The 18,149-nt window shown below is 73.1% G+C and carries 15 protein-coding genes; 6 read left to right on the top strand and 9 right to left on the bottom strand.

The window, feature by feature from the left end:
• Positions 1-27: 27 nt before the first annotated feature.
• The 9 genes from ACFZDA_RS15510 to ACFZDA_RS15470 all read right to left on the bottom strand — a co-directional run bounded on the left by ACFZDA_RS15510 (position 28) and on the right by ACFZDA_RS15470 (position 11,282).
• Positions 28-1,650 (bottom strand): AMP-binding protein, encoded by a 1,623-nt coding sequence (locus tag ACFZDA_RS15510; RefSeq protein ID WP_391080617.1) that lies wholly within the window; start codon positions 1,648-1,650, stop codon positions 28-30.
• Positions 1,647-3,386: a CoA transferase gene (locus tag ACFZDA_RS15505; RefSeq protein ID WP_391080614.1), complete on the bottom strand. Its 1,740-nt coding sequence runs from the start codon at positions 3,384-3,386 to the stop codon at positions 1,647-1,649. Before ACFZDA_RS15505 ends, ACFZDA_RS15510 begins: the two co-directional genes overlap by 4 nt.
• A complete protein-coding gene (locus ACFZDA_RS15500) occupies positions 3,383-4,237 on the bottom strand; it encodes a methyltransferase domain-containing protein (RefSeq protein WP_391080611.1) in 855 nt (284 codons plus the stop codon). The genes ACFZDA_RS15505 and ACFZDA_RS15500 overlap by 4 nt, the downstream gene beginning before the upstream one ends.
• An 89-nt stretch (positions 4,238-4,326) precedes the next feature.
• On the bottom strand, positions 4,327-5,904 hold the full coding sequence (locus tag ACFZDA_RS15495; protein ID WP_391081705.1) for an AMP-binding protein: 1,578 nt from the start codon (positions 5,902-5,904) through the stop codon (positions 4,327-4,329).
• An 11-nt stretch (positions 5,905-5,915) separates the two neighbouring features.
• A complete protein-coding gene (locus ACFZDA_RS15490) occupies positions 5,916-7,295 on the bottom strand; it encodes an FAD-dependent oxidoreductase (RefSeq protein WP_391080608.1) in 1,380 nt (459 codons plus the stop codon).
• The gene (locus ACFZDA_RS15485) at positions 7,292-8,269 is read right to left on the bottom strand and encodes a UbiA family prenyltransferase (RefSeq protein ID WP_391080606.1); all 978 of its coding nucleotides are present in this window, start codon (positions 8,267-8,269) and stop codon (positions 7,292-7,294) included. The genes ACFZDA_RS15490 and ACFZDA_RS15485 overlap by 4 nt, the downstream gene beginning before the upstream one ends.
• A gap of 27 nt (positions 8,270-8,296) precedes the next feature.
• Complete coding sequence (locus ACFZDA_RS15480; protein WP_391080603.1) at positions 8,297-9,418, bottom strand: aminotransferase class I/II-fold pyridoxal phosphate-dependent enzyme; 1,122 nt, start codon at positions 9,416-9,418, stop codon at positions 8,297-8,299.
• Positions 9,418-10,644 carry an aminotransferase class I/II-fold pyridoxal phosphate-dependent enzyme gene (locus ACFZDA_RS15475; protein ID WP_391080600.1) on the bottom strand — a complete coding sequence of 409 codons (1,227 nt, stop codon included), beginning with the start codon at positions 10,642-10,644 and terminating at the stop codon, positions 9,418-9,420. Before ACFZDA_RS15475 ends, ACFZDA_RS15480 begins: the two co-directional genes overlap by 1 nt.
• A 107-nt stretch (positions 10,645-10,751) precedes the next feature.
• On the bottom strand, positions 10,752-11,282 hold the full coding sequence (locus ACFZDA_RS15470) for an EF-hand domain-containing protein (protein WP_391080597.1): 531 nt from the start codon (positions 11,280-11,282) through the stop codon (positions 10,752-10,754).
• Between the two features lie 768 nt (positions 11,283-12,050).
• Between ACFZDA_RS15470 and ACFZDA_RS15465 the strand changes: the two genes are divergently transcribed.
• From ACFZDA_RS15465 to ACFZDA_RS15440, 6 genes are read left to right on the top strand one after another with little or no spacing between them, the layout of a single operon-like run.
• Positions 12,051-13,160, top strand: coding sequence for a Gfo/Idh/MocA family oxidoreductase (locus ACFZDA_RS15465; protein ID WP_391080594.1), 1,110 nt, complete (start codon positions 12,051-12,053; stop codon positions 13,158-13,160).
• Positions 13,150-14,109, top strand: a complete 960-nt coding sequence (locus tag ACFZDA_RS15460; RefSeq protein WP_391080592.1) for a TIM barrel protein — start codon at positions 13,150-13,152, stop codon at positions 14,107-14,109. Before ACFZDA_RS15465 ends, ACFZDA_RS15460 begins: the two co-directional genes overlap by 11 nt.
• Positions 14,102-15,538, top strand: a complete 1,437-nt coding sequence (locus ACFZDA_RS15455; protein ID WP_391080589.1) for a M20/M25/M40 family metallo-hydrolase — start codon at positions 14,102-14,104, stop codon at positions 15,536-15,538. Before ACFZDA_RS15460 ends, ACFZDA_RS15455 begins: the two co-directional genes overlap by 8 nt.
• Positions 15,535-16,764, top strand: a complete 1,230-nt coding sequence (locus tag ACFZDA_RS15450) for an Ldh family oxidoreductase (RefSeq protein WP_391080587.1) — start codon at positions 15,535-15,537, stop codon at positions 16,762-16,764. Before ACFZDA_RS15455 ends, ACFZDA_RS15450 begins: the two co-directional genes overlap by 4 nt.
• Positions 16,761-17,711 (top strand): Gfo/Idh/MocA family oxidoreductase, encoded by a 951-nt coding sequence (locus tag ACFZDA_RS15445; protein ID WP_391080584.1) that lies wholly within the window; start codon positions 16,761-16,763, stop codon positions 17,709-17,711. The genes ACFZDA_RS15450 and ACFZDA_RS15445 overlap by 4 nt, the downstream gene beginning before the upstream one ends.
• Positions 17,708-18,130, top strand: coding sequence for a DUF6917 domain-containing protein (locus tag ACFZDA_RS15440; protein WP_391080582.1), 423 nt, complete (start codon positions 17,708-17,710; stop codon positions 18,128-18,130). The genes ACFZDA_RS15445 and ACFZDA_RS15440 overlap by 4 nt, the downstream gene beginning before the upstream one ends.
• Positions 18,131-18,149: the final 19 nt, after the last annotated feature.

Genomic DNA, 18,149 nt, shown 5'->3' with positions numbered 1-18,149 from the left:
CCGGGGTGTTGGCAGGGGAACCGGGGCTTACCGCTCCCCCGAGGTCTCACGGGCGGCCATCAGCGCGAGGGTCCGGCGGCAGACCTTCCCGCTGGGGCCGAGTGGCATCTCCTTGACGCGCAGCAGGAGTTCGGGGAGTTTGCGGCGTTCGAGGCCGCGCTGCGAGTCCAGGAACGCCGTGAGTTCCCGCAGGTCCGGTGCGGGCGCGTCCGGCGCCGGGCGGATGCACGCGCACAGGCGCTCCCCCAGTTCCGGATCGGGCACACCGACGCAGGCCACCTCGGCCACGGCGGCGTGCGCGGCGAGTTCGCGTTCCACCTCCGCCGGGCTGATGTTGTAGCCGCCCCGTACGACGATCTGCTTGATACGGCCCAGCACGTGGAGCCTGCCGTGTTCGTCCAGGAGCCCCCAGTCGCCGGTGCGCACCCAGCCGGTCGGCGTGCGGTACCGGGCGTCCAGTCCCGGGTCGCCGACGTAGCACAGCGGTGTCATGGGGCCTCGGGCGCAGATCTCGCCGGGCTGTCCGGCCGGCACGGGAGCGCCGGTGTCGTCGGTGATGCGGATCCGCGCCACGGCCGGGTCGGGGAGTCCGGTGCCCGTCTCGGGGCCGAGGCCGGTGGCGGCGGTGTGGCAGTTGACGCCGTCGGATGATCCGTAGACGGCGATGACCCGGCGGCCGAACCGGGCGCGGCACGCCTCGGCGGTGGCGTCCGGGAGGGCCGCGCCGCTGGAGACGACGGCCCGCAGCCCGGTGAAGTCCTCCCGGCCGGCGGGGGGTTGTTCGGCGATCCGCCGCAGCATGGTGGGCACGCCGAAGACATGGGTGGGACGGTGCCCGACGATCATGCGGAGCGCCTCGGCGGCGTCGAACGACTCCTGCACCAGCAGCGTGCCGCCGAGCGCGGCGAGGGTGACGGAGGTGCCGCAGGAGCCGAACGAGGAGGCCAGCGGGACGAGCACGAGGTTGCGCATGGGGCCGTCGCCGGTGTGCAGGGCGCGTACGTAGGCGGCGCGGCCGCCGGCCATCGCGTTGTGAGAGTAGGCGACCATCTTGGGTTCGGCCTCGGAGCCGGAGGAGACGAGAATGCGGGCGGGCGCTTCGGGGTCGACGGGCCGGGCCCGGAAGGGCCGGCGTGCGGGCGCGGCGAGCGACTGCGCGCCCCGACCGCCCTCGCCGAGGGTGAACACCGCTTCGAGGCAGGGAAGACGGGCGCCCGGAACCGCGTCGGAGAGGTGGCGGACGATGACCGCGCGGGCGCGGGCGCGCGCGAGCAGGCTCGCTGGTCCCCGGCTGCCGGGCCCCGGCGGATAGGGCAGTGCCACCGCTCCGATCGCGGCGACCGCGAGTTCCGCGGCCACCGCGTCGCGTCCGTTCGGCAGGCGTACGGCGATGATGTCCCGGTCGCCCAGGCCGCTTTCGGCGAGCCGGGCGGCGATGTGCCGCACGCGGGCGTCCAGCCCCGCGTAGTCCACCGAACCCCCCGAGTCGATGACGGCCGTCCGGCCGGGGTGCCGGCGCGCATGTCCGGAGAAGAGCGTGTACAGGTCCCGGTCGGGGCACAGCCCCTGGTCGGACCAGGCGCGCCGCAGTCGCGCCGGCACGAGGTCACGGATCTCCACGCCGGCGTTCGATGTCCATCCGGCCCTCATGAGAACTCCCAGGGTGCGACGGGGGCCGCGTACTCCCCGACGGTCAGCGCCGGAGCGAACCGCGGGTCGCGGGCGAGGTCCGCGAGGCGGGTGCACACCGGCGTGGCGACCACGCCCACCGCCGCCAGCCCGGGCAGCCAGTGCGTGGTGGGCCGGGTCCGGGCCCGGGAGGCGATCGTCTCCGCGCTCGCCGAGGCCCCGAGACCGAGCGCCCGCGTGAGGAGCTCCGGCCGCTCGCGGGCCCGCGGTTCCAGCGCGATGTAGCCGTCCCGCGTGCGCAGCGGGCGGCCGGTCGCCGGGGGCCGTCCCGCCCCTCGGGGAACGAGGGCGGCGGCGGAGTACAGGGAGGAGTCCACGCGGCCGCCTCTCCCGGTGCGAAGCCGCGCCACGAGCGCCGTCAGTACGCCCTGCGCGCAGACCAGCCCGCCGAGGACGTCGGTGAGCGTCATCAGGGAGGGCGCGGGCGGCTCGTCCGCGGGCCGTACGGCGGCGGCGAGGCCGCTGTGCGCCTGGACCAGGTAGTCCGTCCCCACGGGTGGTTCCGGCCCCAGGGCGTCGCCCCAGCCCGATGCCCACGCGTACACCAGCCCGGGGCGTGCCGCACGCAGGTCTTCGGCGTCCAGCCCGAGCCGGGCCGCCTTGCCCGGTGCCCAGTTGTGCAGGAAGACGTCGGCCTCGGACACGAGGTCGCGGACGGCCCGCCGTCCGGCGTCCGTGGTGAAGTCGATCTCCGTGACGGCCTTGCCCGCGTTGAGGGCGCTGAAGCGGGCCGACGTCGTGCCCGCCATCGGGGGGATGCCGCGCATCGGGTCACCGCCGGGCGGTTCGATCCGTACGACGTCGGCGCCCAGGAGCCGCAGGACGTGGCCGGCCAGGGGCCCCTGGACGCGTCGCGCCGACTCGACGACCCGCAGTCCCGCCAGGGGCGCCGTGGCCGTACGAGCCCTGTCGATCGTGGGGCCGCCCGGCTCGGGAAACGGTGTGAGGGTCCACGGCGGCGTCACGGTGGGCGGCAGGGGGTCCTCCCGTACGGCCAGGACGGCGGCTCCCGACCGGTCCGCGGCCGACCGGATCGTCGTGAACGGCGTGCGCCGTGCGATCGCGGGCAGCGCTGGGGGCAGCGCGCAGGTGGCGGTGGCGAACCGCTGCTGGAACGAACGCCAGCCGCGGCCGGTGGCCGCGCGGTCCGCGCCGAGCAGCCGCCAGAAGTCCAGCCACCGGCCGGCGTCGAGGGCCTCGATTTCGAAGCGCACGCCGTCGGCGGAGACGAACGGGCAGGCGGCGGCCACGAGTTCGTCTCCCGCGTCGGCAGGCGACGGCGGGCAGTCCTCCGGGGCGTCGCCGTCGGCGGTCGCCGCCGCGAGGTACTGGGCGAGGGCCAGCAGCGCGGCCTGACCGACCGACGTCCGTACCCGGGTCACGTCGGCGCCGCCGGCCCGTGCGAGGAGTGCCGCGCAGACTCCCTGGGCCGCGAGGACGCCCGCCACCGTGGAGGCGTAGTCGACGGCGAGCGGGGCCGGGGCTCCGGCCGCCCGGCCGTGCACGTGCATGATCCCGCAGGCCGCCTGCACGGCATGCTCGTCGGTCAGGGGGACGCGGAGCGGGCCCTGCCAGTCGATGTCCCAGCGGACGGTGGCGGTGGCGGGATCGCCCACCAGGCCGAGAAGGCGCGCCGCGACCCCGGCGGCCACCGGTGCCGTGGCCCGGGCCCCGGCGCGCGGCACGCAGAGCGTCATCGGACGGCCTCCGGGCGGCGTGGCCGCAGGCCGTCGTCCGCCTCGTCCGCGTCCGGGCGGCGCCCGTGTACCGAGTAGACGACGCTGGACGCGGCGCAGAACGTCGGGTCCCGCATCAGCGCCCGTACGTCCGCCAGTTGCGCCTCGGTCATGCCCGCGGCCAGGAGTTCGTCCCGCAGGTGGTACGTGTGGTTGAGCTGCATGCGCAGGCCCGGCGACCCGGCGGTGCGCAGCTCGATGCGGGGCCGCGGGTCGATGTCGACGAGCCCCGCGGCACGCATGGCCGCCGGCGCATAACGGGCCCAGTGGGGGTCTCCCCCACCGGCCCGCATGACGGCGCACTTGGCGTCGAGGAAGGCCGTGTAGAGCCGGGCGGATTCCTCGTCCGGGGTGAGCAGGGGCGGTTCGTAGGAGGCGTCGAACTCCTCGATGTGCAGCCGGCCTCCGGGTTTGAGGGCCCGCACCAGTTTGCCGAGGACGGCGTGCCGTTCGGGCAGGTGCTGCAGGACGAGGCGGGCGACGACGAGGTCGAAGGCGGCCTCGGGCAGCGGATCGGTCACCACGTCGTGCTCGACCGCGGTCAGGCAGGGCCCGTCCGGGATGTGGCGGGGTTTGATGTCGGTGGCCACGACCTCGCCGGTGGGAGCGACGCGTTCGGCGAGCCACCGGGCCACGCTTCCGCTCCCGGAGCCGATGTCCAGGCACCGCCAGCCGGTGGTGACTCCGGTCTCGGCGAGCCTGTCGAAGGTCATGGTGTCGTACGCGTCGGTGAGGCAGCGGTGCAGCTCGTCGCTGTGCACGCTGTCGTTGTCGAAGACGTACCCCGGGTCCCGGCCCAGGCTGTCGTGCATGGCGTCTCCCGTCGTGCCCTCTCAGGCCACGTCCGTCTCAAGTCCGCGTCCGTCTCAGGTCCACGTCCGTCTCAGGTCCACCGGTCGTCTCAGGTCCACCGGCCGGAGCCGTAGGTGTCGGTCCGTCCGGTGAGGCGGTGCAGCAGTTCCCTGCGCCGCACCTTGCCGGTGCCGGTACGCGGTACCTCGTCCCAGGTGAGTGCGACCGGTTCGCGCAGCGGCGGCAGGTCGCGCACCGCCTCCTTCCAGTGGGCCCGGTCCATCTCGCCGTCGGCGGTGACCACGACGGGCAGCGGGTCCCGGCCCGGCTCGGCGAGGACGACGCACTCCATGGCCTGTGGCAGCCGGGCTTCCAGGAGGTCCTCGGTCCGCAGGCAGCTGAGCTGCGCGGCGCGGTCCACCTCGCGGTCGAGCAGTTCGATGCTGCCGTCGCGGTTGCGGGCGCCGATGTCGCCGGTGTTCCACCAGCCGTCGTGGCGTTTGGCCGACCAGCGGTCCTCCTCGCCGACGTAGCCCAGGGCGCAGGCGGAGGTCCTGGCGAGGACGAGGCCCGCCTGTCCCCTCGGCAGGGGCCGGTGGGTGTCGGGATCGACCACGCGCAGCCGCGTTTTGACGGGCACAGGACGACCGAGGTTGCGGGTTTTGGCCGTGTCCGGCGCCCGGCGGACGGATCGCCGGGTGTGGAAGCGGAAAGTCAGCGGTCCCGTCTCGGTCTGCCCCCACCCTTCCAGCCACACGGGACTGCGGTGCCGGCTCGCCCCGAGGTAGGCACGCACGGTGGGGGGATGCACGGCGTCGTATGTGCTGATGACCAGGCGGACGCGCCGGAACGGGTTGTCCAGTCCTTCGGTCAGCGGCAGGAGACGCACGAACGAGGCGGGTAGCGCCTCCAGGACGGTCGGCGGATGGGCGCGCAGCACGGGATCGGCGAGGTTGGGGTCCTGCGTGGTGATGATCGAGATCGCGGAGGGGCCCATGCACAGGGCGCTCGCGGTCCAGCAGAACGTCCTGCCGTGGGCGAACGCGCTGGCGTTGGCCAGGACATCGGTGCGCCGCAGGCCGATCCGCGGCAACCGCACGCTCTCGAACCGCGCCAGCTTCCCGATGATCGTACGGGTGGAGTGCACCACCAGTTTGGGCACACCGGTGGTGCCCGACGTGTGGTGGATGACCAGGGGCTCGTCGTCGTGCCGGCGGCGGGGCCCGGGGGCGGAGTGTCCGCGTACGTCGTCCATCCCCAGCGTCCCCGGCACGGCGTCGTCCAGCACCAGGGTGGCCCGTGCGGCCGAGGCCAGGTCGGTGCCTTCCCTCCGGCCGCGGTGCAGCACCCGTGCCGTCGTGACGAGCAGAGCGGGGCCGAGCCGGGCCAGCAGTGTCGCCAGCGTCTTTCCGGACAGGTGCGCGGACAACTGCGCGGGGACGGCGCCGAGGCGCACGGCGGCGCAGGCCAGCAGATCGTAGTCCCAGTGGTTGTCCTTGACGATCGCCACCCGGTCGCCGGGGCCGGCCCCGGCGGCGTCCAGCCAGCCGGCCGCCTCCCGTACGAGCGTGGCCAGTTGGGGCAGCGTGTGGTGGGTGCGGGCGTCCGCGTCGATGTCGAACGGCCGGTCCAGGTGGACGCGGGTGCCGGTCTGCCGCTCGGCGCACTCGTCGAACAGGACGCCCATGTCGTGTGGTTTCACGAGACGTTCTCCTCGGTGGGGCGAGGGGCGGGGCGTGTCCGTCCGAGGGTCCGCGGCGGCCGCAGCCGGCTGAGGACGCGCGAGGCCGCGAGGGCGCCCGCGCGCACGGCGCCTTCGCTGGCGGGCCGCAGCATCACCCAGTCACCGGCGTACTCGACCGGCCGTGCGGCACGCGCCATGAACCGGCCTCGTCCGCGCAGGGCCTCGGGAGTCGCCTCGGGCAGGCCGTGGGCGAACGCGTGCACGAAATAGCGTCCGGCGGCGGCCTGCAGACCGGGGACGTACCGGGTGGCCGCCCGCACGAGCCGGTCGGCCGTCTGCCGCTCCGGCGCGGTCAGCAGGTCGGGGATGCGGCGGGCGTCGGCCATCAGGGTCAGCAGTCCCCTGCCCGCGGGCGCCCGGTCCGGATGCTTGGCGTGGTCCACGATGATCGCGGAGAGCACGTCGTCCTCGGCATCGGGCGTCAGCAGGACGTACAGCGGCGTGCGGGACGGGGGTGCGAGCGGCCGGTCCAGCAGGCAGCTGACCTTGAGCGTGGGAGTGAAGGTGCAGGCCGACAGGAACGCGAGCTCGTCGGCGGGGGCGTCGGCGTGCAGGCGCGCCGCGACCGGGGCGGGCACGCACAGGACGACCGAGCGCGCCGTGACGTTGTCGTTCCCGACGCTCAGCCGCGCGCGGCCTTCCTCGGTGACGACCTCGTGCACCTGTGCGCCGGTGACCACGTCGAGCCCCTCGGCCAGCCGCCGGGCGAGCAGGTCCATGCCGTCGCGGTACGTCCGCCAGCCCGCGGCGGGGCCCACCTCCAGGAGCAGGCTGAGCATCGGCGCGACGGCGGATCGTGCCGTGTCCCAGCCGAAGAAGCTTCCGGCGACCGGCTGCAGCAGGTAGTCGTGCACGTCCCTGTGGTACCGGCGGGCGAACTCCCGGACCGTCAGGGCCCCTGCCGGGGTGCGTTCGGGGTGGTCGGCGTCGAACCTGCGGCGATGCGCCCCCGTCCAGGCCAGGAGCCGGGCGAGGTCGATCCGGGCACGGGGGGAGAGCCCCGCCCCCGTGAGCACCGCGGCGGGGTCCGCCACGCCGGGGTGGGCCCGTCCGCCGCGCCACACCGCGACGGACCTGCCGATGCGCGGCACGTCGCCTCGCGGCACGCCCAGCCGCGCCAGCAGCTCCCAGGTCGCGCGGTAGCCCTGCTCCGAGATCTGTTCGGCACCCTCGTCGATGGTGTATCCGGCGTGCCGGAAGCTGCGCATCCGGCCACCGACGTGCTCGTGCTGTTCGTAGACCCGCACCTCCAGCCCTGCGCGCCGCAGTTCGTGCGCGGTGGTCAGTCCGGCCATGCCCGCGCCGACCACGGCCACGTCGACATCGGGGCTCATCCGGTGGCCCCCGCGCCGGCGATCAGGTTCGCCGTGATCAGCAGCACGGTGCTGACCCGGTGTGCGGGGAAACCGAGCTTGCGGGCGCCCATGATGTCCCCCCGCCGGAAGCCGGTGCGGTACTGACGCACACGCAGCGCGGTGACGGGCAGCATCAGGAACACGAACCACCACGGGGCGATCCCGACGGCGGAGGCGACGGCGCCGGTCAGGAACTCCGCCGCGGAGAGCGACCCGATGAAGACGGCGTTGCCCTTCGGTGACACCAGGCACGCCACGGTGCGACGCCCGACGGCCCGGTCCCCGGGGATGTCGTTGGTGTTGGAGTACACGCCGAACAGCAGCGGTCCGCACCCGAAGAGCACCCCTTGCACCAGGACGAACCCGGAGAAGTGGCCGGCCGCGAGCCCGTACGCGCCCATCACCAGGGCCGCGCCCAGCCCGGCGAGGAAGATCTCCTGGAAGCCGTGGTAGCTGATCTTCAGCCCGTAGGAGTACTGGACGGAGAACACGAACAGCACCGCGATCAGCACCGAGGTCCACAGGGGCCGGTGTGGGGCGGCCGCCACCGCGGCGGCCCACAGGGCGGCACCGGCGGCGGCGGTGGCGTATCCGAAACCGAGCGCTTCGCGCAGGGTCAGGGTTCCCGCCACGAGTGGCTTGCGCAGTTTGTTGCGCAGGGGGTCGTCCGGTCCGTAGTTCGCGGCGTCGCTGCCGTCGCGGTAGCCGGTCACGTCGTCGAGGGCGACCATCGCCACGATGACGCAGACCGCGCCGAGGAGGAACAGGGTGAGCGTCACGATCGTCGCGGGCCGCAGACCGGAGACGGGCAGCAGGACCGCGGACAGTGCCACGGCGACGCTCGGGTAGTAGTCGTAGACGTCGAGTTTGCCCAGCCGGGCGTAGCTGCGCAGCTTGCTCTCGGGACGTGCCGTGCCGGACGGGAACGGTCCGGCCTCGGTGCGGGTCGTCATCTGCTCCGCTCCTTCGGATGGGTTCGGTCAGCGGCTGCCGCTCGGCCCGGCGTAGGCGCAGACCGTGTCCGCGATGTGCTCGACCTGGGTGTCGGTGAGGCGCGGGTGGACCGGGATGGCCAGTTGGCGCCGACTGGCGCTCTCCGCGTGCGGCCAGCTCCGGCCGGCGGGCGCGAACCGGGTGAACGCAGCCTGGTGCGGCAGCGGGAGGGGGTAGTAGACGTGGCTCTCGACTCCCCGCTCGGCCAGGTACCGCCGCAGTGCGTCCCGCTCCTCGACGAGCAGCGAGTACACGTAGAAGCACCGGCCGTCGCGGCCCGGCGGCGGGGGCAGGACACCGCGTTCGGCGAGCGGTGTGAAACGGTCGGTGTAGTAGTCGGCGATGCGGGCGCGGCGCTCCAGCAGTCCGGGAAAGGCGGGGAGCCGGTGGAGCTGGAAGGCGGCGAGCACTTCGTCGAACCGGCTGTTGTAGCCGGTGCGCGGGTAGACGAAGCGTTCGCTCTGCCCGTGGTTGCGCAACGACCTGACCGTACGGGCGAGTTCGGGGTTCATGGTGACGACGGCGCCGCCCTCGCCGGCCGTTCCGAAGGTCTTGACCTGGACGAAGGAGAACACTCCGGCCTCGCCCCACGTCCCGGCCGGGCGGCCGTCGAGGACGCCGCCCTGCGCGACGGCCGAGTCCTCGACGAGGCGCACGCCGTGGCGTCGGGCGATCTCCCTCATGCGGGGCATGTCGGCCATCACGGAGAACATGTGCGCGGGCATGATCGCCCTGGTCCGGCCGGTGATGGCCCGCTCCACCTCGTCCGGGTCGGCCACCATCGTCCACGGGTCGACGTCCGCGAAGACCGGTGTCGCGCGCAGTCCCGCCACGGTGTTGGCCAGCGGAGCGCACCCGTAGGCCGGTACGACCACCTCGTCCCCGGGTCCGATGCCCATGGCGTGCAGGACGAGGGTCAGCGCGGAGGTGCCGCTGGAGCAGGCCACCACGTCGGCGGCGCCGAGCGAGTCGCGCAGGGCCTCCTCGAAACGTGCGGTGTGCTCGCCGAGCAGGAACTTCTGCTGCGGTGCCGTACCGATGTCGTGGACGAGGTCCATGAGCAGCTGCCGGTCGTCCTCGAAGAGGTCCGGGGGGAAGAACGGAACCATCACGCCGGCCTCCTCGCCATGAAGCGGCGGACGAGCCCGCACACCGTGTCGACGTCGTCGACGCTCATGTCGGGGTACAGCGGGAGGGCGAGGGTGCGCTCGCAGGCCGCCTCGGCGTGCGGGAAGTCGCCGCGCCGGTAGCCGAGACGGGCGAAGCACTCCTGAAGGTGCAGCGGGGCCGGGTAGTACGTCTCGGTGCCCACGCCGTGCCCGGCCAGGTAGCCGGCCAGTTCGTCACGCCGCTCGGCCTCGATGAGGTAGACGTAGAAGACGGGGTCGGTCCGCGGGGTGCGGGGCACCACTGTGGGGAGCCGGAGGACGCCGGGCGTGCCGGCGAGCCGTTCGGTGTAGGCGGCGGCGAGCCGGGCCCGGCGCGCGATGTCCTCGTGCAGCCGGGTCAGTTTGGCGATCAGGACGGCCGCCTGGATGTCGTCCATCTTGCTGTTGACGCCGGTGACGGTGGTCTCGTTGCTGATGCCCGGGAAGTGGGCCAGGGTCCGGCCGTAGCGTCCGTGGTGGCGCAGCGCCGCCGCGGTCTCGGCGAGGCGGGGGTCGTCGGTGAGGATCGCCCCGGCGTCGCCGATGGCCCCGAGTGTCTTGGTCGGGAAGAACGACAGCGCACCGCCGGCTCCCAGCAGCCCGGCATGGACGCCGTCCCACCGCATGCCGATGGCCTCGGCGCTGTCCTCCACCACGGTCAGCCGGTGCCGGCGCGCGACGTCGAGCAGCGCGTCCATGTCGGCCATCTGGCAGAACAGGTGGACGGGCATGATCATGCGGGTCCGTGGAGTGACCGAGTCGGCCGCGGACTTGGGGTCGATCGTGTAGGTGACGGGGTCGATGTCGGCGAAGACGGGGCGGCCGCCTGCCAGCACGACGGAGGAGGCCGAGGCCACGAAGGTGAAGGCGGGGACGATGACCTCGTCACCCGGCTGCAGACCGCAGGCGCGCAGCAGCAGCACCAGGGCGTCGGTGCCGCTGTTCACGCCGACCGCGTAGCGTGCGCCGGTCCAGCCGGCCAGTGCCTCCTCGAACCGGCCGACCTGCCGGCCGTGCGAGAACTTGCCGTGGTCGAAGACTTCGGCGAGCCGGGTCCGGATGTCCGGCCAGAGCGCTTCGAAGGTCCGGGCCTGGGTGAAGAACGGCACCTGTACCGAGGTCTCGTCCGCGGTGCCGGTCGCCGAGCCGCGCCTGCCGTTCCTCGATCCGGGGGATGCGCTGGACATGTTTCCTTTCGTGGACGGGGCGGATCGGGCTGACCGGCCGGGAGGTACGCCGGCGCTCCTCGTGGGCCGGGGAGCGCCGGACGCGGGTACCGGTGGATCCGGACGGGTCAGAGCAGGGAGAACTCCAGCTCACCGGAGTGGTAGCGGTGGACGGCCGCGATCAGCTCGTCGACGGACAGCTGACCGTCGTTGTCGGTGTCGATCAGCTTGAACGCCGTGCCCGCCGTGGACTCGTTGCTGCCGATGGCCACGATCCAGCGCTGGAATTCCTGAGGGCTGACCTGACCGTCACCATCGGTGTCGCACAGGCCGGCGATCGCGCTGATCGTCGGGCGCAGCACCTGGTCGAAGCCGTCCTGTCCGCGGTCGAGCACCTCGGCGGCCGCGGCGGCCTTGAACCGGTCGAAGTCCAGTGCGCCGTCGCGGCCGACTCCGGCCTGCCCCGCGATGTGATCCCACATGCCGAGGTAGGCGTCGGTGAGGGCCCTGCCCTTCGGGGAACTCTCGTTCTCTCCGAAGGAGAGCAGAATGCGTTTGGCCTCGCCTTCCCAGTCACTGCGATCGATGGTGCCGTCACCGTTCTTGTCCCACATGTCGAAACGGCGACGCAGTCGCTGTTCCTGTACGGAAGTGCTCACGCTTCTTCCTTTCGTTTTTTGCTTTTCGGGACCTGCGCTTCAGATGCTTTCCTGAACCGCCTTCCTCAATCCACTCTTACGAGTGAGAGGAAAAAACGTCATGTACGAAGTGTTCGTTGTACGGGGGGAATTTGGTCACCCACGCGAAAACCGGGAGCGGAAAAGCGGAGGCGCCCGGTTTCCGGCGCCGACCCCGCGGACGAGGGCCCACTCCGAGCGGTCCTCGTAGGGAGTGGCTCCTGCCGTGGGTCCGTCCGAAAAAATGACTTTTCCCGACTCCTTGAGGGTGAATCTGCAAGGTACATGAGTACGGCAGCCTTACCGGCCTGTCAATGGCGAGAAGCACCGCGGGAGAGCGCAGGAACATTTTTTCCGCTCGCCGATCACCGCGTCACGGCCGATTGTTTTCGTCCACGGGTTCGGCCCGCAAAGCCGGAATCGCCAGCCAGAGCCGCACCGGCCGGCCGGGCCGGACGCAACAGCCCGTTCCGCCTTACATTTCAGCCATCCTGTCACGCGGATCAAAAATGACGTCCACACCCACGGCAGGTGACCATCGGATACGATGCGCCGAGGTCGCGACAACCATTTCTCCGCGCATTCCATGAGGACTGCCATGCGTGTTTCAGGGACGGACGGGATGGGTATGCAGAAGAATTTCGACGCCATTTTCCAGCCTGCACCCAGCGCACTTCACGCCGCATTCGGAACCGAAATCATACCGGTGTGCGACATCCGAAAAGGCTGCGCGAAAAAAGGGGTCGAGCCGTGCTGTACACATTGATCGTCGGCCTGGGCCGCTCGGGCCTGGGCTTGCATGTGCCGGTGCTGACGCGCGCCCGGTCCCAGGTCCCCGGCACCTTCGCCGACCACCCGATCGTGGGAGTCGATCCCGGCGGCAGCGCCCGTGTCGAGCGGCGGGACCTGCTGATCGCCGCATCCCTGCGCCGGGCGCGCGAGCTGCTCGACCCGGCGCGGACCGTCGTCCATCTGTGCACTCCGCCCGCCGTACGCGCCGAGGTGCTCCGCGAGGCGGCGGCCCTCGGGTTCTCCCGGATCCTCATGGAGAAGCCGCTGGCCGGGGACCTGGCCACACTGCGGTGCGTCCTGCGGCTCGCACGGGAACAGCAGCTGCGCCTGTCCGTGGTGGCGCCCTGGCTGCACAGCACGCTGACCCGGCGCCTCGTCCAGCTGGTCGGCAACCGGGGCCCCGGCGCGGTGCGTTCGGTGTCCGTCACCCAGCACAAGCCCCGGTTCCGGCGCTCCCTGAGCACCAGCAGTCACACCTCCGCCTTCGACGTGGAGGCGCCGCACGCGGTGGGTCTCCTGCTGCGCCTGCTGGGTGACGCGCAGGTGCGCGGCGCGCGCTGTGCCGACCTGCGCGTGGGCACGACGACGGTGCCGGACATGGGCGGCGCGCACCTCGAACTGCTGCACACGGGCGGGATCCGCAGCGAGGTGCTGTCCGACCTGTCCGCACCGGTACGCCAGCGGCGGATCGTGCTCGGCATGGAGGACGGAAGCGTCGTCGGGCACTACGCGGTCGGCCAGGACGACGACTTCGCACAGCTGGAGATCACCCGTGACGGCCACACCACCCGCGAGGTCCTCCGGGACGACTCGCTCATGGCCTGCCTGACCCATGCCTACCGCGGCTACGCCGAGGGCGGCGACGGAGCCGGGAGCGGCGACCTCGGCCTGCACGTGCGGACGGTCGAGCTGCTGGCGGAGGCGAAACGGCTGGCGGCCCGATCTACCGCCGGCGGCACCTCTCCTGTCGGCGGCGCGTCTGACGCCGACGGCGCATCTCCGGCCGCCGACACGCCTCCCCCCGGCGGCACGCACCCCCGCAAGGAGGCCCTCGCGCATGGGCGTTGACCTTCCCCGGGAGGATCCGCGGGAAGCCTCGTGCGCGGTGACCGAGGACTTACCGAGTGGACGCGCTGCCCCCGGGATCCGGTTCGCGGGCATCGGGGACGAGGCCGCGGCGGATCTCACGGGGCAGCTGGAGGCACTGCGCCGGCTCGGCTGGGGGGCGATCGAACTGCGCACCGTCGACGGCGTCGCGGTCGCCGACCTCGACGACCGGGCCTTCGCCGCCCTGGCCCACCGGGTCGCGGCAGCCGGGCTCGACGTCGTCTGCGTCGATTCCCGGATCGCCAACTGGAGCCGCCCGGTCACCGGGCCCTTCGAGGAGGATGTGCGGGAGCTGCGGCGGCTGGCCCCGCGCTGCGCCGCCCTGGGCACCCGGTTCGTCCGGGTGATGTCCTACCCCAACGCCGGCCTGGACGACGAGGAGTGGGGCAGGCGGGCGCTGGAGCGGATGACCCGGCTGGTCCGGCAGGCCGAGCAGGAAGGGCTGGTGCTGCTGCACGAGAACTGCAGCGGATGGGCCGGCACCCGCGCCGACCGGATGCGGGAACTCCTCGGCCGCGCCGGCGGTCCCGCGCTGCGGCTGCTGTTCGACATGGGCAACGGAGTGCCTCACGGCTACGACGCCCGCGCGCTGCTGGACGAGATCATCGACCACGTCGCCCATGTGCACATCAAGGACGCCCGTACGGGGCCCGACGGCCAGGTCGTGTACACGCTGCCGGGCGAGGGCGAGTCTCACGTGCGCTCCTGCCTCGACGTCCTCGTCGATCACGGGTACACCGGCGCCTGGTCCATCGAACCGCACACGCATCTGCGACCGCACCAGGGCCGGGACACCACCGGAGCCGACGGTGTGGCGGCGTTCGTCCGCTACGGGCGGTGCCTGGAACGGCTCGTTCGGCAGGGGACCCGGCCGGCCCGGACTCCCGCCGGTGGAGGGCGGCATGGCTGACGTTCCGGCCCGGCCCGGCTCCCCGGCCGCATCCGCCGCCCCGCCACGGTCCGCGGCCCTGTCGCAGCCCGCCCGGTTGGCGCCGGCCGATCACGACCTGCTGCTCGATCTGCTCGCCACTCCGACGGCCGGGCCACTGGAGACCGGCCCCGGCGGTCCCGCCGTGCGCCTCTGGGAAGCCGGACGGGCCTATGCGGGGGCCGCCGCGGCGATCGGTATGCGGGTGCTGCGGCACGCCCCGCCCGATCCGGCGGCGCTGCACCGGGACGACGTGCCGCTCACGGTCCGTCAGGCGGCGGCGCGGGACGAGAGGTTTCTGGCCCGGCAGCCCAGTCTGGTGCTGCGCCTCGGCCCCGAACTCCCGCGGCGGGACACGGTGATGTTCAACGTCCACCTGGACACGGTGGCCGGCTGGTGGCCGGCCCGTTTCGACGGCCGGCGGTTCACCGGCCGGGGAGCGATCGACGCCAAGGGACCCGCCGTCGCCCTGCTCGCCGGCATCCGGGCCGCCCGCGCCGCCGAACCGGCCCTGGGCAGCCGGATCGGCGTGCTCGTCCAGGCCGTCGCCGGGGAGGAAGGCGGTGCCATGGGCACGTTCGGCACCAGGCCGCTGGTGGAGGACGGGTTCACCGGCGGGCTGAACCTGTTCTGCGAGCCCACCGGACACCGCTTCCTGCCCCGTTCGACGGCCTCCATGACGGCCATGGTCCGCGTCGAGGGCGAGGACGCCGTGGACGACCGCCCGGAAGCCGGGCACAACGCGACCGTGCTGCTCGGGCACCTCGGCCACTACCTGGCGCGGGCCCTGCCGCCGCGGATCGGCGACGGCAGGGTGTGCGTGGCCGGCCTGCACACCGGCGAACGGCACAACCGGGTCTACGGCACCGGCCGGCTGCTGCTCAACATCTCCTACGGGTCACAGCCGGCCGGCCGCGCCGCCGAGGCCGTGCTGGAGCGGACGCTGCGCGAGGCACTGGCCGACTTCGCCTCCGGGGCCGCCGGCACCCCCGACCTGGCCAGGACGGCCGCTGACGCGGCACGCATCACGTCCCTGCACTGGTACAAGCGCGGCCTGCCCGCGCTGGACGGCCGAGGCCGCGCACCGTGGGCGGAAGACCTGCTGGAACGCCATGCGGGCCTGGTGCGCTGGCCCGACGAGGAGCCGGCCTTCACCTGCGACGCGATCTGGATGGCGGACGTAGGCGGCTACACGGCGGTCTTCGGCCCCGGCGACCTCGACACCAACCACGCGCACGCCGCCGACGAGTACGCCGACCTGGACGACCTGGACCGGTACGCCGACGAGATCGCCCGGATTCTCGTCGCCCGGGTCCGCCACGGGCCGCCCGGCGGCGGTGCCGGCGAACCATCTCACACTCACTCAGCTGCCGTGCCCGGCACGGCCGCGGACAGGATCTCTCCTCGATGACCTCGACGGTTCCCACCCTCTCCACGTCCTCCGCGGACGCCACCGGCCCGGCTGCCGCCAGGCCCCGTTCCGGACCGAGCGCCGTCCCGCCGCAGGACTCCGGCACTGCCGGCGACATCGCCGTACGGGTGCCGTACCCGGACCTCCTCGCGTTCGTGACGCAGGTCCTGAGCGCCAGGGGACTGCCCGAGGGCCGCGCGGGAACCGCCGCGGAGGCACTGTGCCACGGCGACCTGACGGGCTTCACCAGTCACGGCGTCACCAACCTCACCCGGCTCTACCTCCCGCTCCTCGACTCGGGCCGCTGCGACCCGCGTGCGGAGCCGAGCATCGTCGCCGACCGGGGTGCCTCGGTGCTCCTCGACGCCCGCCGGGCGCTCGGACTGTGGGCCGCCGCCGAGGCGATGGACCTGGCGGTCGAGCGTGCCCGGCGGTACGGGGTCGGCATGGTCTCGGTGCGCGGAGCCACCCACTTCGGCTGCGCCGGCCACCATGCCCTGCGCGCGGTCCGGCACCACATGGTGGGCCTGGTCACCGCCAACTGCGGCCGGCAGCGGATCGTCCCCCCGGTGGGCGGACGGGCTCCCATGCTGGGCACCAATCCGCTCGCGCTGGCCGCCCCGGCCGGCGACCGGCCGCCGTTCGTCCTGGACATGGCCACCACGGTCGCTCCCACCGGCAGGATCCGGGCCGCCGCACGCGCCGGGCAGAGCGTGCCCGCGGGCTGGCTGCAGGACGACGACGGCGCGCCGGTGACCGACCCGGCCGCCTTCGACCGCGGCCAGGCGCACCTGCGCTGGCTCGGCGGTGATCCCGACACCGGCGCGTACAAGGGCTTCGGGCTCGCATTGCTGGTCGAGGTACTGTCCGCACTCGTCCCCGGCGCGGGAACCGGCCCGCGGGATCGGACGGCGGAGCCGGCCGGCCCCGACGACGACATCGGCTTCTTCATGCTGGCCGTCGCGCCCGGGCGCCTCAGGCCCGAGGCGCAGTTCCGCGCCGACGCGGCCGACGTGTTCGGCGCCCTCCTCGGCTGTCCGCCGCTCAGGGCGGACGAACCGGTGCGCTATCCCGGCTGGCCGGAGGACGCCCGCTCCAGGGAGCGGCGCGCTCACGGCGTCCCGCTGGCGCCGGCCCTGCACCGGGAGATGCTCGACCTGGCCCGGGACAGCGGTATCGGCTTCCCGGAACCCGTCCCCCCCACGAGGCCGGGGAGCCCGGCATGACGCTTCCCCGCATCGGCATCATCGGCCTCGGTGTCATCTCCCGCTTCTACCTGGCCGCGCTCGAAAAGACCGCGTACGCACGGCTGGTGGCGGTGTGCGACCCCGACGAGAACCGGCTCGCCGCCGCACCGGCACATGTGCCGCGCTACCGCGACCACCGGGAGCTGCTGCGGGCCGCGGACCTGGACGCCGTGGTGGTCAACGTGCCCAACGACCTGCACTATCCGGTGTGCAGGGACGCGTTGGCGGCCGGACGCGCGGTCTGCGTGGAGAAGCCGCTCGCCACGCGTGCGCACGACGGCCACCATCTCGCGCGGCTCTCCCGGCAGAGCGGCACCGTGCTGTTCACCTCCTTCCACCGCCGCTACAACAGGGAGGCCGAAGGGCTTCGCGGGCGCATCGCTGCCTCCGGCGCGCCGATCGTGTCGCTGACGGTGCGCTACGAGGAGACGATCGAGGAACACGCCGGCCGGGACCGCTGGTATCTCGACCCGGAGCGCTGCGGGGGCGGCTGCGTCGCCGACAACGGGCCCAACGCGTTCGATCTGGTCCGCCTGTTCCTCGGCGACGTACGGGTGACCGAGGCCACCGTGTACCGCGATGATCGGGGCGTCGACCGGCAGGCGCAGGTGCTGTTGACCGCCCTGTCCGGCGGGGCGGCCGCCCGGGTGGTGCTCGACTGGTCCCGCCCCGGCGAGTGCAAGACGGTCGAGGTGCGGCTCGCCGACGGAACCGTCGACAGCGCCGACATGCTCGCGGGACATCCGGAGTTCAAAGGGTCCCTCTGGCACGAATACGTGGGCGTACTGCGGGACTTCACCGACGTCCTGTCCGGTCGGCGCACCAACGGCCCCGACGGTCTGGCCGCCCTGGAGCTGGTGGCCGCCACATACGCGTACGAACACCTCGGCCGGCCCCGTGCCGGACAGGAGGCAGGCCACCCATGACACCCGGGGAGGACGGTGCCAAGCGCGCCGTGCACGGGCAGTTGGTGAAGGTCCTCATCCACCGGCGTGACGACCGGGGGATGGCGCTGGAGGAGTGCGCGAGCCGGTGTGTCCGCCGTGGGGAGGTGCACGAGCTGGTGACCACCGACCACACGGAGACCGCCCCCGGGACCCGGATCGACCGCGTCGGATTCCTGGGCTTCGTGGAGATCGGCTGCGCCGGCGTCATCGACCGGGGCGACGAGGTCTGGGTCGACGGGAGCATGGTGGGTTCGGTCCTCGGGTTCGACGCCTGCCATTTCCCGAACCACTACAACATCCTCATCTCGGCGCCCGAACGGCTCACCGGCATGGACCTCGGCCTCGCCCCCGAAGCCGAGGTCAGGTTCACCGCACGCGCGCCGGCGCAGCGGCCTTGAGTGGCTCAGCGCGCTGCGG

It is taken from the genome of Streptomyces sp. NPDC007991, from assembly GCF_042958445.1.
Lineage (GTDB): Bacteria > Actinomycetota > Actinomycetes > Streptomycetales > Streptomycetaceae > Streptomyces.
This window is presented reverse-complemented; position numbering and strand designations above follow the sequence as displayed.

Excerpts from the sequence above, each read along its gene's own strand:
- ACFZDA_RS15475 (WP_391080600.1), bottom strand. The coding sequence starts at position 10,644 with ATGTCCAGCGCATCCCCCGGATCGAGGAACGGCAGGCGCGGCTCGGCG.
- ACFZDA_RS15485 (WP_391080606.1), bottom strand. The coding sequence starts at position 8,269 with ATGACGACCCGCACCGAGGCCGGACCGTTCCCGTCCGGCACGGCACGT.
- ACFZDA_RS15505 (WP_391080614.1), bottom strand. The coding sequence starts at position 3,386 with ATGACGCTCTGCGTGCCGCGCGCCGGGGCCCGGGCCACGGCACCGGTG.
- ACFZDA_RS15480 (WP_391080603.1), bottom strand. The coding sequence starts at position 9,418 with ATGGTTCCGTTCTTCCCCCCGGACCTCTTCGAGGACGACCGGCAGCTG.
- ACFZDA_RS15440 (WP_391080582.1), top strand. The coding sequence starts at position 17,708 with ATGACACCCGGGGAGGACGGTGCCAAGCGCGCCGTGCACGGGCAGTTG.
- ACFZDA_RS15495 (WP_391081705.1), bottom strand. The coding sequence starts at position 5,904 with ATGGGCGTCCTGTTCGACGAGTGCGCCGAGCGGCAGACCGGCACCCGC.
- ACFZDA_RS15455 (WP_391080589.1), top strand. The coding sequence starts at position 14,102 with ATGGCTGACGTTCCGGCCCGGCCCGGCTCCCCGGCCGCATCCGCCGCC.
- ACFZDA_RS15450 (WP_391080587.1), top strand. The coding sequence starts at position 15,535 with ATGACCTCGACGGTTCCCACCCTCTCCACGTCCTCCGCGGACGCCACC.
- ACFZDA_RS15490 (WP_391080608.1), bottom strand. The coding sequence starts at position 7,295 with ATGAGCCCCGATGTCGACGTGGCCGTGGTCGGCGCGGGCATGGCCGGA.
- ACFZDA_RS15445 (WP_391080584.1), top strand. The coding sequence starts at position 16,761 with ATGACGCTTCCCCGCATCGGCATCATCGGCCTCGGTGTCATCTCCCGC.
- ACFZDA_RS15460 (WP_391080592.1), top strand. The coding sequence starts at position 13,150 with ATGGGCGTTGACCTTCCCCGGGAGGATCCGCGGGAAGCCTCGTGCGCG.
- ACFZDA_RS15510 (WP_391080617.1), bottom strand. The coding sequence starts at position 1,650 with ATGAGGGCCGGATGGACATCGAACGCCGGCGTGGAGATCCGTGACCTC.
- ACFZDA_RS15500 (WP_391080611.1), bottom strand. The coding sequence starts at position 4,237 with ATGCACGACAGCCTGGGCCGGGACCCGGGGTACGTCTTCGACAACGAC.